Annotated in this window: 11 protein-coding genes and 1 tRNA gene; 8 read left to right on the plus strand and 4 right to left on the minus strand. The window is 71.0% G+C overall.

Features of this window, described 5'->3' with window-relative positions:
- Positions 1-135: 135 nt before the first annotated feature.
- Positions 136-1,908 (plus strand): DUF2207 domain-containing protein, encoded by a 1,773-nt coding sequence (locus tag LP52_RS23655; RefSeq protein WP_040276613.1) that lies wholly within the window; start codon positions 136-138, stop codon positions 1,906-1,908.
- 52 nt (positions 1,909-1,960) lie between these two features.
- On the plus strand, positions 1,961-2,386 hold the full coding sequence (gene dtd, locus LP52_RS23660; protein WP_040276614.1) for a D-aminoacyl-tRNA deacylase: 426 nt from the start codon (positions 1,961-1,963) through the stop codon (positions 2,384-2,386).
- A 39-nt stretch (positions 2,387-2,425) separates the two neighbouring features.
- Here the strand turns inward: dtd and LP52_RS23665 are convergent, their stop codons facing one another.
- Together LP52_RS23665 and LP52_RS23670 are read right to left on the minus strand one after the other, a co-directional pair.
- Entirely contained in the window at positions 2,426-3,118 is a 693-nt protein-coding gene (locus LP52_RS23665; RefSeq protein ID WP_040276615.1) for a response regulator transcription factor, read from the minus strand.
- Positions 3,115-4,293, minus strand: coding sequence for a sensor histidine kinase (locus LP52_RS23670; protein ID WP_040276616.1), 1,179 nt, complete (start codon positions 4,291-4,293; stop codon positions 3,115-3,117). The genes LP52_RS23665 and LP52_RS23670 overlap by 4 nt, the downstream gene beginning before the upstream one ends.
- A gap of 122 nt (positions 4,294-4,415) precedes the next feature.
- On the opposite strand from LP52_RS23670, the gene phoU reads away from it, so the two are divergent.
- The 3 genes from phoU (at position 4,416) to ispF (ending at position 6,466) form a co-directional block, all read left to right on the plus strand.
- On the plus strand, positions 4,416-5,078 hold the full coding sequence (gene phoU / locus LP52_RS23675) for a phosphate signaling complex protein PhoU (protein WP_040276617.1): 663 nt from the start codon (positions 4,416-4,418) through the stop codon (positions 5,076-5,078).
- 395 nt (positions 5,079-5,473) lie between these two features.
- Positions 5,474-5,956 (plus strand): CarD family transcriptional regulator, encoded by a 483-nt coding sequence (locus tag LP52_RS23680; RefSeq protein ID WP_040276618.1) that lies wholly within the window; start codon positions 5,474-5,476, stop codon positions 5,954-5,956.
- A 27-nt stretch (positions 5,957-5,983) separates the two neighbouring features.
- Complete coding sequence (ispF, locus tag LP52_RS23685; protein WP_193790036.1) at positions 5,984-6,466, plus strand: 2-C-methyl-D-erythritol 2,4-cyclodiphosphate synthase; 483 nt, start codon at positions 5,984-5,986, stop codon at positions 6,464-6,466.
- Positions 6,467-6,729: 263 nt separating this feature from the next.
- On the opposite strand, the gene LP52_RS23690 is transcribed toward ispF, so the two are convergent.
- Positions 6,730-8,499, minus strand: coding sequence for a DUF2637 domain-containing protein (locus tag LP52_RS23690; RefSeq protein WP_040276620.1), 1,770 nt, complete (start codon positions 8,497-8,499; stop codon positions 6,730-6,732).
- A gap of 461 nt (positions 8,500-8,960) precedes the next feature.
- On the opposite strand from LP52_RS23690, the gene cysS reads away from it, so the two are divergent.
- The 3 genes from cysS (at position 8,961) to LP52_RS23705 (ending at position 11,874) form a co-directional block, all read left to right on the plus strand.
- Positions 8,961-10,364: a cysteine--tRNA ligase gene (gene cysS, locus LP52_RS23695; protein WP_040276637.1), complete on the plus strand. Its 1,404-nt coding sequence runs from the start codon at positions 8,961-8,963 to the stop codon at positions 10,362-10,364.
- A 345-nt stretch (positions 10,365-10,709) separates the two neighbouring features.
- Positions 10,710-11,747, plus strand: a complete 1,038-nt coding sequence (rlmB, locus tag LP52_RS23700; RefSeq protein ID WP_040276621.1) for a 23S rRNA (guanosine(2251)-2'-O)-methyltransferase RlmB — start codon at positions 10,710-10,712, stop codon at positions 11,745-11,747.
- Between the two features lie 54 nt (positions 11,748-11,801).
- Positions 11,802-11,874 (plus strand) — tRNA-Thr (locus tag LP52_RS23705).
- A 101-nt stretch (positions 11,875-11,975) separates the two neighbouring features.
- Here LP52_RS23705 and LP52_RS23710 read toward each other — a convergent pair.
- On the minus strand, positions 11,976-13,160 hold the full coding sequence (locus tag LP52_RS23710) for a site-specific integrase (RefSeq protein ID WP_052810209.1): 1,185 nt from the start codon (positions 13,158-13,160) through the stop codon (positions 11,976-11,978).
- Between the last annotated feature and the right edge of the window lie 20 nt (positions 13,161-13,180).

The raw sequence follows: 13,180 nt of genomic DNA on the forward strand, positions 1-13,180 counted from the left end.
GCGCTGCGCGCCGCGTGCTTCTCAGCACCGCCCGCCGTCGCCCGCCGGAGAGGCGGAGAGCACCGCTCCGCTGCGCTCGCGTGTGCGCCACCGGTCTTACCTTCAGGACGAAACCGAACGATAGGCTCTCACCTCATGTGGCGGGTTGGAATCGCACGAGCGGTGGCCGGGGTCGCGGCCGCTCTGCTCGCGCTGTGCGCTCCCGCCGCCTGGGCGCAGGGCGGCGCGACACCTTCCGCCGACGCCTCGCTGCCCGCCTCGCTGCCCGACGACGGCCGGCACCGGACCACCAACGACATCCGGCTCGACCTGGACGAGAACGGAGTGCTGCATGCCGAGGAGTCCGTCGCGTTCGGCAAGGAACCGCCCGAGGAGTTCGTGCGGACCTTTTCGATTCGCGAACCCTATGACGCCGAACGCAGCCGGATCTACAAGGTCGACGGGATCTCGGCTGTCGACGGAAGCGGGCGCGAGATCCCCGTCTCCACCGACCAGGACGGCGGCACGCTGAACGTGCGGATGGACACCGCCGGACGCTCGGAGGCCGTGCTGCGCTACACCGTCCGCGGCGCTGTGGACCCCGTGGGCGGCGGCACCGAACTGGAGTGGACCGCCGTGGGCGGCTACAGCCGGACCGTGGCCGAGACGACCGTCGTCGTCGATGCGGCGGTGCCGCCGGTGGCCCTGTCGTGCACGGCGGGCCGGGCGCGCAGCTCCATCTACTGCACCTCCTCCGACATGGGCGGGCACGAGGCGGTGCTGGCACGCTTCCTGCAGACGGACATGGGGCCGCAGGAGAGGCTGCACGTCGTCGTGAGCTACCCCGCCGACGCCATCGGCGGCGAAGCGATCATCGAGCGCGACTGGTCGCTGCAGTCGGCCTTCGCCATCACCCCGGCCACCGGGACGGTCTTCGGACTGCTGCTGCTCGTTCCGATGGGCGTGCTGATCGCCCTCATCCGGATCCGCGGGCGCGACGAGCGCACGATCCGCACCGAGGCCGCTGCGGGCGACAGCGCGCCCGTGGACTCCTCCGGCGCGGGCGGCGATGCGGGCGGCGTCCGCTTCAGGCCCCCCGACGACGTGCACCCCGGCCAGATCGGCACGCTCATCGACGAGCAGGCCGATGTCGTCGACATCACGGCCACGGTGCTCGACCTGGCCGTGCGCGGCCACCTGACCATCCGCGAGCTGCCGCACGCCCACTACTCGGCGACCGACTGGCGGCTGGACCAGGCCGCCGGCCCCCTCGACGACGACCTGCTCGGTTACGAGCGGCTGCTGCTGGACGCCCTCTTCCAGGACGCCCCCCAGGTCAAGCTCTCCGAACTGGGGCGCAGCGGGTTCCCGGACCGGCTCGCCGAAGTCCGCGAGGAGCTCTACCGCGACATGGTGCGGTTGAAGTGGTTCGCCAACAGGCCCAACGTCGAACGCAACCGCTGGACCACCGCCGGCATCGGCATCACCGTGCTGGGCGTGGCCCTGACCGTGGTGCTGGCCGTCATGACCCAGTGGGCCTTCACCGCCCTGGCCGTGGTCATCGCCGGCGCCGCGGTGACCGTGGGCGCCCAGTACATGCCCGCCAAGACCCGTCAGGGCAGCGTGGTCTTCGCGCACACCCTGGGCTTCCGCCGCTACCTGCTCAACGCCGGCGCGGAGGACGTGCCGCCGGAGAACCGGGTTACGGTGTTCTCCCGCTACCTGCCCTACGCGGTCATCTTCGACAACGTCGACCGCTGGGCCGCCATCCTGGCATCGGCGAGCAGCGAGTGCGCCGCAGACGGACTGCCCTGGTACAGCGGCCCCGACGACTGGCGGATGCAGGACTTCGCCGACTCCATCCGCTCCTTCGTTCTGACGCTGACCGGAGTGATCTCCAACACGCGGCAGTTCCGAACGCTGCGCTGAGCACGGATTCCGAGTACACGGCACACCCGAACCGACAGCGAGGAGGAAGGCCATGCGGGCGGTCCTGCAACGGGTCGCGCACGCCTCGGTGAGCGTCGACGGCGAGGTCGCCGGCGAGATCAGCGGACCCGGGCTGCTCGCCCTGGTGGGCGTCACCCACACCGACACCGCCGCCGAGGCCGCGAAGCTGGCCGCCAAGATGTGGGGCCTGCGCATCCTCGACGGCGAGGCCTCGTGCTCCGACCTCGGGGCGCCGCTGCTGGTCGTCAGCCAGTTCACCCTCTACGGCGACGCGCGCAAGGGCCGCCGGCCGACCTGGCAGGCGGCGGCCCCGGGCGCCGTGGCCGAGCCTCTGGTCGACGCCGTCGTCTCGGAGCTGCGCGACCTCGGCGCCCATGTGGCGACCGGGGTGTTCGGCGCGCAGATGTCGGTCTCGCTGACCAACGAGGGGCCGTTCACCGTCATCGTCGAGGTGTGACCGGCCCTGCCGGGCCGCGCCGCTGCGCTCCCGGCCCGTCTACTCCTCGGTGCCCGGCTCGAACTTGTAGCCCAGTCCGCGCACCGTCAGGATGAAATCCGGGTTGCCCGGATCGTGCTCGACCTTCGCCCGCAACCGCTTGACGTGCACATCCAGGGTCTTGGTGTCGCCCACGTAATCGGCCCCCCAGACACGGTCGATCAGCTGCATCCGCGTCAGCACCCGGCCGGCGTTGCGCAGCAGCACCTCCAGCAGCTCGAACTCCTTGAGGGGGAGCTGGATGCTCTCGCCGCGCACCGTCACCACGTGCCGCTCCACGTCCATGCGCACCGGACCGGCCTCCAGAGCCGTGGGGAGCATGGCCTCGTCCTCGCCGCGCCGCCGCAGGACGGCGCGGATCCGGGCGACCAGCTCCCGGGAGGAGAACGGCTTGGTCACGTAGTCGTCGGCGCCCAGCTCCAGCCCCACCACCTTGTCGATCTCGCTGTCTTTGGCCGTCAGCATGATCACGGGGACGTTCGACTTCTGCCGCAGCGTCCGGCACACCTCGGTGCCCGGCAGGCCGGGCAGCATCAGATCGAGCAGTACCAGGTCGGCCCCGGACCGGTCGAAAGCCTCCAACGCCACCGTTCCGGTCTGCGCGACCGCAACCTCGAATCCTTCCTTGCGCAGCATGTACGAGAGGGCATCGCTGTAGGATTCCTCGTCCTCAACGACGAGTACACGCGTCACTGTGCTGCCTCCTGATTTGGTGTGTCGCCGGGGCGGGGACGCTCCCGGGTCTGGGCGTTGGGCAGACGCAGCGTGAACGTCGAACCCGAGCCTTCCTTGCTCCACACGGTGACTTCACCGCGGTGGTGGGTCATGATGTGCTTGACGATCGCCAAGCCCAGCCCGGTGCCGCCGGTGGCCCGGCTGCGAGCGGCGTCGACACGGTAGAAGCGCTCGAAGATGCGTTCCAGGTCCTGGGCGGGGATGCCGATTCCCTGGTCGGCGACGCTGATCTCCACCATCTCGTCGGCGGACTCCACCGAGATGGACACCCGGGTCCGCTCGGGACTGTAGGCGACGGCGTTGGCGACCAGGTTGCGCATCGCGGTGGCCAGCAGGCCCTCGTCGCCGAGCGCGACGGCGCCCTCGGTACCGCTGGCGACGAGCTCGATCTCCTTGGTCTCGGCCGCGGTACGCACGGTGTCCATCGCCTCCTCGACGACGACCTCGACCGGTACGCGACCGGGATCGGCCATCGGTTCGGCGCCCTGGATGCGCGAGAGGGTGATCAGGTCCTGGACCACGCTGTTGAGCCGGGACGCCTCCTGCTGCATACGCCCCGTGAAACGGCGCACCGCGTCGGGGTCGTCGCTGGCGTCGGCGATGGTCTCGGCGAGCAGCGACAGCGCGCCGACGGGTGTCTTCAGCTCGTGGCTGATGTTGGCCACGAAGTCGCGGCGGACCGCCTCCACGCGGCGCCGCTCGGTCTGGTCCTCGGCCAGCACGAGTACCAGCCCCGTACCGCCCAGGGGCGCCACGCGCACGGCGAAGGAGGTGGAGTCGGGGCCGAACTTGCGCACGGCCACCTCGATCTCGGTCTCGCGGATGACGCCGTCGCGGCGCACCTGCCGCGCCAGGGCGAGCAGGTCGCCGATGACCAGCTCCTCGCCGCCCACGATCCCGTAGGCGCGCGCGGCCGAGCTGGCGCGCAGCACCCGGTCGGCGGGGTCCAGGACGACCGCCGAGGACGGCAGCGCCGCGAGGACCTCGGCGATACCGGACGGCAGCTCCGTCTGGCGCGGCGGCTCCTGGGCACGCGGCCCGCCTGACTCGCTGATGCGAAACGCCAGGCCTGCCGCGACGCCTGTCACGAGGCCGACGAGTCCCGCGATGGCGGCCAGCAGTTCTCCTTGCACATTTCGATCGTAAGCCGCAGACGCGCTGCCGTACCCTGCTGACCACGGGTTACCACCGAGGTTCTGCGACTATTCACCGACGATTCCGCGTTGATTCAGCTACGAACTGGGACGATGAGAACATGCGCGATACGTATCATGAGGAGCTTGACTCCCTCAGCGAGCGCCTCGTCGAGATGACGCGGCTTGCCCGCCACGCGGTCGCCCGTGCGACCACAGCCCTGCTCGACGCCGACCTGAACGCGGCACAGGAGGTCATCTCCGGCGACGAGGAGCTCAACCGGCTCGACGAGGAGATCGAGGCCACGGCGTTCGATCTGATGGCCCGGCAGCAGCCGGTGGCACGTGACCTGCGCATCATCATCACGTCATTGCACATGGCCGGTGATCTGGAACGCATGGGCGACCACGCGGTGCACATCGCCAAGATCGCCCGCCGCCGCCACCCCGACTCCGCGATTCCCGCCGAGCTGCGTTCCACGGTGCTGGAGATGGGCCATCAGGCGGAGCTGCTGGTGATCAAGGCCGGCGAGGTCGTCAACCAGCGCGACGCCGAGACCGCCAGGGAACTGGACTCCGACGACGACCGCATGGACAAGCTCCGCCGCCGACTGCTCACCCGCATCCTCGACCCCAACTGGCAGCACGGCGTCGAGGCCACGATGGACGTCACCCTGGCCGGGCGGTTCTACGAGCGGTTCGGCGACCACGCCGTGCACGTCGCCGACAATCTGATCTACATGGTCACCGGGGAGCGGACGAGCGAATCCGACCCGGAGTCGTAGGCGGCTCCGGCGGGCTCGCCGCCCCGTCGCCCCACCGGACGCTGCGGGCCGGGTCGATCGCCGGCGAGGCCGGCCCGCAGTCGCCGACCCGGCCACACCGGGGACATCGTGCCTTCGTCCGCCCGTTGCACGGTGCCGTGACCGAAGTGAGACCATGGAGTCAGGGAAGGCTCCTTCGGGCATCTTCTGAGTGCCGACCGGCAGGCTGCGCGCGGGCAGCGGGCGGCCGCCGCTCCGGCTCCCGTCAGGCACTCATTCCGGCTGACCGGAAGCACCTGGCGTGGGCTTTGTCAAGACCCCGAATGCGGCACTGACCTGCGCGTACGTAAACCGAATAGGTACGTTAAGTCACAGATTCGTGGTATCCTGGTGGTAGCGGAAGGGGTACTTGTCACATGACTTTCAAGGTCGGCGACACCGTTGTCTACCCCCATCATGGGGCTGCTCGTATCGAGGCGATCGAGTCTCGCACCATTAAGGGCGAGGATAGGACCTACCTCGTTCTCCGGGTGGACAAGGGTGATCTCACAGTACGCGTACCGGCGGAGAACGCCCAAGACGTCGGAGTACGTGACGTGGTCGGGCAGGACGGCCTGGACCGGGTCTTCGAGGTCCTGCGCGCACCGCACACCGAGGAGCCCACGAACTGGTCGCGGCGCTACAAGGCGAACCTGGAGAAGCTCGCGTCCGGTGACGTCAACAAGGTCGCCGAGGTCGTGCGCGACCTGTGGCGGCGCGACAAGGAGCGCGGTCTCTCCGCCGGAGAGAAGCGGATGCTCGCCAAGGCGCGTCAGATTCTCGTGAGCGAACTCGCGCTCGCGGAGAAGACCAATGAGGACAAAGCCGAGGCACTTCTCGACGAAGTCCTCACGGACTGACGCCAGCCAAGGCTGATCACTTTATTTATGCAAAGAATTCCGAGGGTGGGCGTCGGTACCGACGTCCACCCTTTTATGTCCGGAAGAACTCTCTTTCTCGCCGGTTTGGAATGGCCGGACGAAACGGGAGTCAGTGGCCATTCCGACGGCGACGTCGCCGCACACGCCGCCTGCGACGCGCTGTTCTCGGCGTGCGGGCTGGGTGACCTGGGCAGTCAGTTCGGCACCGACGACCCGCGGTGGAAGGGGGCTTCGGGGGCCGAGTTGCTCACCGAGTCCGCGGCGCGGGTGCGTGCGGCAGGCTTCGCGGTCGGCAACGTCGCGGTCCAGATCGTCGGCAACCGACCGAAATTCGCTCCGCGCCGTGCGGAGGCCGAGCGGGTCCTGTCGGCGGCGGCCGGCGCCCCGGTCACGGTGTCGGCGACCACCACCGACGGCCTGGGCCTGACCGGCAGGGGCGAGGGCGTCGCGGCGATCGCCACCGCACTGTGCATGCCCGAGCAGGACTGAGGCGGTCTCGGCGGCGTCTGCATTGCTCTCTCCGCGACGGGCGCGGGAGGGCATTCGCGTATCGCCGGAGGCGCGGACGGGCGCGGTCGCAATCCGCGGTAGCGCACAGACGGGCCCGCACGCCCATAGCAGAGCGAAAATGATTTATACCCGCTCGCCGCGCTTTCATGCGTCCGAATGCGAGCCGTCCAGGCGAATTCTCACGCACGCATTCCGCTCGGGCGGTGGCGCCACTCCGCGGGCCACCGTCGCCCGGCGGTCGCCTACTCCTCAGGAGGTCTGGGCTGGCTGCGCACCCGGTTGGACGGGGGGTCCTCCGGGAACGGCGACGACGGTCCGCTCTGCGGGCCGCGGCGCGGTTTGAGCACCATCGGGCGCTTCTCGATCGGGGGCGCGGCAGGGTAGGCCTCTCCGCCGGGAGGACCGTAGGCGTCGATGCCCGCGGCTCCGTCCTCGGGCGCGCCGCCCTCCTCGGGGGCGGAGGCGTCGGCGGCAGGGTCGAGGGCTGCGGCGCCGGGTTCCGCCTCGTCGTTCGTCGGGTCACCGAGCGGAAGGTCGTGCACGAACCCGTCGGCCTCCTCGGCGGGCTGCGCCTGGGGCGCGGCGGCCTGCCCGTCAACGCCGGGCTCGGCGTCGGCGGACTCGGGCGCGGGCTGGCTGTCGGCGGCGCGCTTTATGGGATTCTCGGCTGCGCCGGGAGTGCGCTTGGGCAGCACGGGCGAATCCTCGCCAGCGCGCGCTCCGCTCGCCGCCGCACCGGCGTCCGCGGCCGTGTCGTCGGCGTCCGCGTCGCTGGGCTCCGGGGCCGGTTCGGCGGCCGCCCGGGTCTTGGCGGCCGTGTCCGCGTAGGAAGAGGCGCCGTCGGCCGCGGCCGGATCCGGCCCGCCGGCTTCGGGCCCCTCGTCGGCCGTGTCCGGCGACGGCTCGGGGCGCAGGCCGTGGTGCCCGTCTTCGGCGTCCTGCCGTTCGTCGAACGGGAAGTCGTCATCGGCCTGCTCTTCGGATGCGGAAACGGCCGACTGCGTGGGTCGGGTGCCGGGTTCGGCGGCCTCGGGCTCCGCGGCGGCGTTGGGCCACAGCGGGGCGGTCTCGGCCGCGGAGTCGGCGTGGGAGGCGTCCTCGGCGGCCGTCTGCTCCGCCTCCTCGGCCGCCTCGGCGGCCGGCGCCTCGCCGCGGGGCGTCCGCTGCTTGCCGGCGTTGGAACGTCGGCCAAGGAGGCCCCGGCGCTTGCGGGCCGGCTCCGGCTCCTCTGCGGACTCGGGCGGTTCCAGGCTGCTGGGGCGCTCGGGGCGGCTCGGGCGCTCCGTGGGAGCCGGGCGCGGCGGGCGCAGGCCCGGATCGCGGAAGTCCGTCGGCTCGGGATCACGCGGGCGGGGCGGCTTGCCGTCGGTCCGCTCCGCAGGGCGGTCCGAGTCCTCGGCTGCGGCCTCGCGAGCGGGCTCGGCTCCGAGCAGATCGTCGAGTGGCCGGGTCTCCTCCTCCTGGAGCCCCTCGGCCGGGAGGTCCTCGCTGCGGGGACCGGCCGCGGGCTGAGCCGCGCCCGTGGCGCGCGGTCGGCGGGGCGCGGTGCCGGGAACCTCGCCGCGCAGGTGCATGACCACGGAAAGGAAGAGCCGGAAGGCCACCAGCAGCGCCAGCCACGGGGCGACGGCCGCCGCCACCGTCGCGACCGCGGGCACCAGCACGAAGCCGCTCGCCTCCAGCGCGCTCGCCCCCGCGGCCACGGCGACCAGCAGGAGGATGAGGCCGTCCGCCCACAGCCGCCGTGTGCGGGGGGCCGTGCGCAGCGCGTAGCTCGTCCACAGCGCCATGAGCACCAGCAGGGTGAAGACGGCGGGATAGAGATGGGAGTACTGCGGACCCACGTTGCCCTGCACGGCGATCTGGTAGATGCCGTTGTAGGAGAGCAGGACCGCGCACGCCGCGATCACCAGCACGCCGAGCGCGGTGAACAGGATCGCGGCGACGGACGAGCGCGGCTCATCAGCGGGGGTGTGCGCACCTGCGGCTTCGGAGGGAGTTTTAACGGCCATCGTGCGCAGAAGCGTAGCCCAGCGGACGCGGCGAACACGAGGTACCGCCCGAAACCGGCCGCCCGGCTCCTGCGGGGAACGCGACCTTCCCACGGTCCGTCGGCCGCGAGGCGGGCAGCGGCGGCGGATCGTCGGCGTGCACTCGGATGCGGATGCGAATCCCGGGATGGGCTCGCCGAACGGTCGCCGAATTGCGGACAACCGTTTTCGTCCCTTATCCGCCCTCCACTATTGGGGTGCGCAGTGCTCCGGAGGGGATCGGACCGTAGGGGCTGCAGCGAAGGCGGCGGAGGGCGGAGTCGCCGACGGCGGTGGACGGTCGGATCGACGCCGAGGCGCACCGACGCGGCACGGGAACCCGCCGGGTACGCGGGTGTCCACGGCGCCGCGGACGATGCGGGGACAGGTGGGCTGTGGACAGAACGCCCGTGATCGACCCGCGAGCCGCTACCCTGGGCGGTGTGAGTCTGCGCTTCTACGACACCAGTGCCCGCCAGGTCCGCGATTTCACCCCGCTGCGCGAGGGGCGTGCGTCGCTGTACCTGTGTGGTGCCACGGTGCAGGCGCCGCCGCACATCGGGCACATCCGGTCGGGTGTGAACTTCGACATCCTCCGCCGGTGGCTGGAGTACCGGGGCTACCGGGTCGTCCTGTGCCGCAACGTCACCGACATCGACGACAAGATCATCAACGTCGCCGCCGACGAGGGCGTCGAGTGGTGGGAGGTCGCCGAGCGCAACCAGCGCGCGTTCACCTCCGCCTACGACATCCTCGGCTGCCTTCCCCCCACGGTCGAGCCGCGCGCCACAGGGCATGTGCCCGAGATGATCGAGCTGATGCGCCGGCTCATCGACCGCGGCCACGCCTACCCGGCCGACGACGGCTCGGGCGACGTCTACTTCGACGTCCGCTCTTACTCCGGCTACGGCGCGCTTTCCAACCAGCGGATCGAGCAGATGCGGGGCGCCTGCGACACCGACGACGACCGCGGCAAGCGCGACCCCCGCGACTTCGCGCTGTGGAAGGGCGCCCGGCCGGGCGAGCCCAGCTGGGAGACCCCGTGGGGCCGCGGCCGCCCGGGATGGCACCTGGAGTGCTCGGCCATGTCGACCAAGTACCTGGGCGGTTCCTTCGACGTGCACGGGGGCGGGCTCGACCTCGTGTTCCCCCACCACGAGAACGAGGTCGCCCAGTCCAAGGCCGCCGGCGACGGCTTCGCCCAGTACTGGATGCACAACGGGCTCCTGCACATGAGCGGCGAGAAGATGAGCAAGTCGCTGGGCAACTCCCTGCTCATCCCGTACATGATCCGCAAGGTGCGCCCGGTCGAGCTCCGCTACTTCCTCGCCCAGGCGCACTACCGGTCGGTCATCGACTACTCCGACGAGGCGCTGTACGAGGCCGCGGCCGCCTACCAGCGGATCGAGGGCTTCCTGACCCGCGCGAGCGAGGTCGCGGGCACGATCGAGCGGCCCTCGGAGGTCCCCGACGCCTTCGCCGAGGCGCTGGACGACGACCTCGGCGTCTCGCCTGCACTGGCCGTCGTGCACAACGCGGTCCGCGAGGGCAACACCGCGATCGCCGAGGGCGCCAAGGAGCGGATCTCCGAGCTCGGCGGCCGGGTGCGCGCCATGATGGACGTGCTCGGGCTCGACCCGCTCTCCGAGACCTGGGGGAGCGGCGGCGACTCCGGGCTGCGCGACGTCGTCGACGCCCTGGTGGCGGTGGCCTTGGAGCAGCGCCAAGCCGCGCGGCAGCGCAAGGACTACGCTGCGGCCGACGCCATCCGCGACCAGCTGCTCACCGCCGGCGTCGCCGTCGAGGACACCCCGCGCGGCCCGCGCTGGGAGCTCCGCCGGGGCTGACAGGGGCTGAACGGCCGTCGGCCGGGTCGGCGGGGAACGCCGTATCCGCGCCGCCGCTCGGGCGACGCGGACGGCGGCGCACGCGCGCTGCCGGGCCGCCGATGGCGCGTTCACCCGTCACGATCGGCGACCATGGAGGGGTGCCGTGTAATGCGGTCGGCCCTGGGGAACCGGCTGCGCGTCCGCAGGCGCAGGGCCGGGCCCGGTGAGGGCGGATCCGCCGCTGCGGAACGCCTCTCGGCGAAGGCAGGTACAGGCATCGAAGGCACCATGCGAGACCGCGGGCCCGAGACCGGGTCCGGCGGCGCGCCACCAGCGGTAACCGAAGGGTGAGGACAGCAGGCCATGCCGGCGAAGAAGAGCAAGAAGGGCCCCACCAAGGGCACCGGCGGCAAGGGGAAGCGCTCCCTGGAGGGCAAGAAGGGGACGCTTCCGGCTACGGAGCGCCATTGGTACGCCGATAAGATGCGCCGCTCTGCCAAGGGCACCGGCAAGCAGCCCGCCAAGGACGCCGACAAGCAGCCGGCCAAGGGCGCGGCGAAGCCGGCCGCTCCCGCGGCTCCCTCCCGCACCGGGGGCGGCGACTCCGGCGCCCGTCCCGGCAGCGACCTCCTCGTCGGCCGCAATCCGGTCATCGAGGCGCTGCGCGCGGGCTTTCCCGCCAAGCGGCTGTTCCTGGCCAACAGCCTGGATCAGGACGAGCGCATCACCGAGGCCGCGCGCCTGGCCGGCGAAGCAGGCCTTGACGTCCGCGAGGTCTCACGCTCGGAGCTGGACCGCCGCTGCGACAGCCAGGGCCAGCCGGGCGCCGCGCACCAGGGCCTCGTCCTGCTGACCCGGCCCTACCGCTACTGGGATCCCGAGGACCTGCTCGAACACGCGCGGTCCCAGGCCGAGGAGGCCGGCGTCGCGCCGCTCATCATGGCCCTGGACGGGGTCACCGACCCGCACAACCTGGGGGCTGTGGCCCGCTCCGCGGCGGCCTTCGGCGCGCACGGCCTGCTGATCCCCGAACGCCGCGCGGCGGGCGTGGGCATCGCCGCCTGGAAGACCTCGGCGGGCACGCTGGCCCGCCTCCCCGTCGCCCAGGCCACCAATCTCACGCGCAGCCTCAAGTCCTACAAGAGCTCCGGCGTCTTCGTGGCCGGCCTCGACGGCGACGGCGAGACCGTGTTGGACTCCCTGAACGTGGCGAGCGACCCCCTGGTCGTCGTGACCGGCTCGGAGGGCAAGGGCCTGTCCCGCCTGGTCCGCGAAACCTGCGACCAGGTCGCGCGCATCCCGATCGGCGGCGCCGAGTCCCTCAACGCCTCCGTGGCCGCCGGTGTCGCCCTCTACGAGATCACCCGCCTCCGATCGGCCACCACGAAGTCCGGGCACTGACCTGAAACCGGTAGCATGCCAATGTGCGCCCACGCAGCGCCGCGGGCCGCACAAGCCGACGTAGCTCAATCGGTAGAGCACTCGCCTTGTAAGCGATAGGTTAGGGGTTCGATTCCCCTCGTCGGCTCTATTTCTGTCCGAACCCGCAGGTCAGGGCAGCGGCACGACTCCGCCGCCCGGAGTCTCCGGGCGGCGGATGCACATTTTCTGCACACTGACAGAGATCGCTTATGCGGCCTTCGAGTCGGTGAGCCTAGCCAGATGCTCGGCCCGTGTGGCGCCGAGAGCGTCGGCGACCTCGTCGAGCCGGTCCGGCCACAGGTGCCCGTAGGTGTCCAGTGTGATGCTGGGCTTGCGGTGGCCGAGCATCGTCTGCACGACGTAGACGTCCGCACCGGCGGCGATCGCCAGCGACGCGGCGGTATGCCGGAGCTTGTGCGGTGTGAGTCCGCGTCCGCCGAGGTCCGCGTCCTTGACAGCTCTGTTGAAGACCCGCGGACGCCAGTTCCGGAGCCAGATCGGACCGCCGCGCGGAGCCGTGAACAGCAGGTCATCCGGGGACCGGTCGCCGACGAGGTCCCGTAGTTCCCCGACGAGGAAGGCCGGTACCGGCACCGACCGGACTTCCCCCTTCTTCGGTTGGCCGAGTGTCAGCTTCCCCTTGTTGTCCTTGTAGGCACGATCGATGTGCGCCCGCCGGTTGTCCAGGTTCAGCCGCCCCACGGTCAGCGCCGACGCTTCGGACCAGCGAAGGCCCGTATAGGCGAGGAAGCGGACGACCGTCCCATGCGTGCCTGCCGCCAGAGCGAGCCGTTCCACGTCCACATGCGACAGGTAGACGTGGCCGCGCGGCGGCAGCTTGGGCAGCGGGACGCCCCGCGCGGGGTTGCGGGTGATGAACTCGCTCTTGACCGCCCACTCCAGGACCGAGAGCAGCACCAGGTGAACGCCCCGGATCGTCGCGGCGCTGATCGGCTTGTCACCGCCTTTGCGGGGTTCGGTCTGGAGCGCGAGCACCCAGTCCGCCACGTCCTGATAGCGCACTGCCGAGACGCGGACGCCGCCCCAGCGCGGTAGGACGTAGTTGTCCAAGTGGTCGCGGTAGAGATTGCGCGATCCCTCTTCAAGGTCGGTCTTGGACTTCCACCAGGACTCGGCGACGGTTTCCACGCGCACCTTGCCGAGCGTGGGATCACGGTACGCGCCCTCGGAGATCTGGTTTTCGATCTCGGATCGGCGCTTCTCCGCTTCGGGCTTCTTCTTGAAGGTGCCGGCACTTCGGATGCGGCCGGTCGGATCGTAGTAGCGGACCATCCACCGGTTGGGGACTTGGCGCTTCGCCGCCTTGGCTTTGGCCACCGCATCCCGGTACTTCTTGTTCTGTTGCAGGTCGTTGACCCAGGCCCGAGCCATCGGGGCCGCTCCTTTCCTGC

The organism is Streptomonospora alba (assembly GCF_000826685.1).
GTDB classification, from domain to species: Bacteria; Actinomycetota; Actinomycetes; order Streptosporangiales; family Streptosporangiaceae; genus Streptomonospora; species Streptomonospora alba.

Excerpts from the sequence above, each read along its gene's own strand:
- rlmB (WP_040276621.1), top strand. The coding sequence starts at position 10,710 with ATGCCGGCGAAGAAGAGCAAGAAGGGCCCCACCAAGGGCACCGGCGGC.
- dtd (WP_040276614.1), top strand. The coding sequence starts at position 1,961 with ATGCGGGCGGTCCTGCAACGGGTCGCGCACGCCTCGGTGAGCGTCGAC.
- ispF (WP_193790036.1), top strand. The coding sequence starts at position 5,984 with ATGCAAAGAATTCCGAGGGTGGGCGTCGGTACCGACGTCCACCCTTTT.
- LP52_RS23680 (WP_040276618.1), top strand. The coding sequence starts at position 5,474 with ATGACTTTCAAGGTCGGCGACACCGTTGTCTACCCCCATCATGGGGCT.
- LP52_RS23655 (WP_040276613.1), top strand. The coding sequence starts at position 136 with ATGTGGCGGGTTGGAATCGCACGAGCGGTGGCCGGGGTCGCGGCCGCT.
- phoU (WP_040276617.1), top strand. The coding sequence starts at position 4,416 with ATGCGCGATACGTATCATGAGGAGCTTGACTCCCTCAGCGAGCGCCTC.
- LP52_RS23710 (WP_052810209.1), bottom strand. The coding sequence starts at position 13,160 with ATGGCTCGGGCCTGGGTCAACGACCTGCAACAGAACAAGAAGTACCGG.
- LP52_RS23690 (WP_040276620.1), bottom strand. The coding sequence starts at position 8,499 with ATGGCCGTTAAAACTCCCTCCGAAGCCGCAGGTGCGCACACCCCCGCT.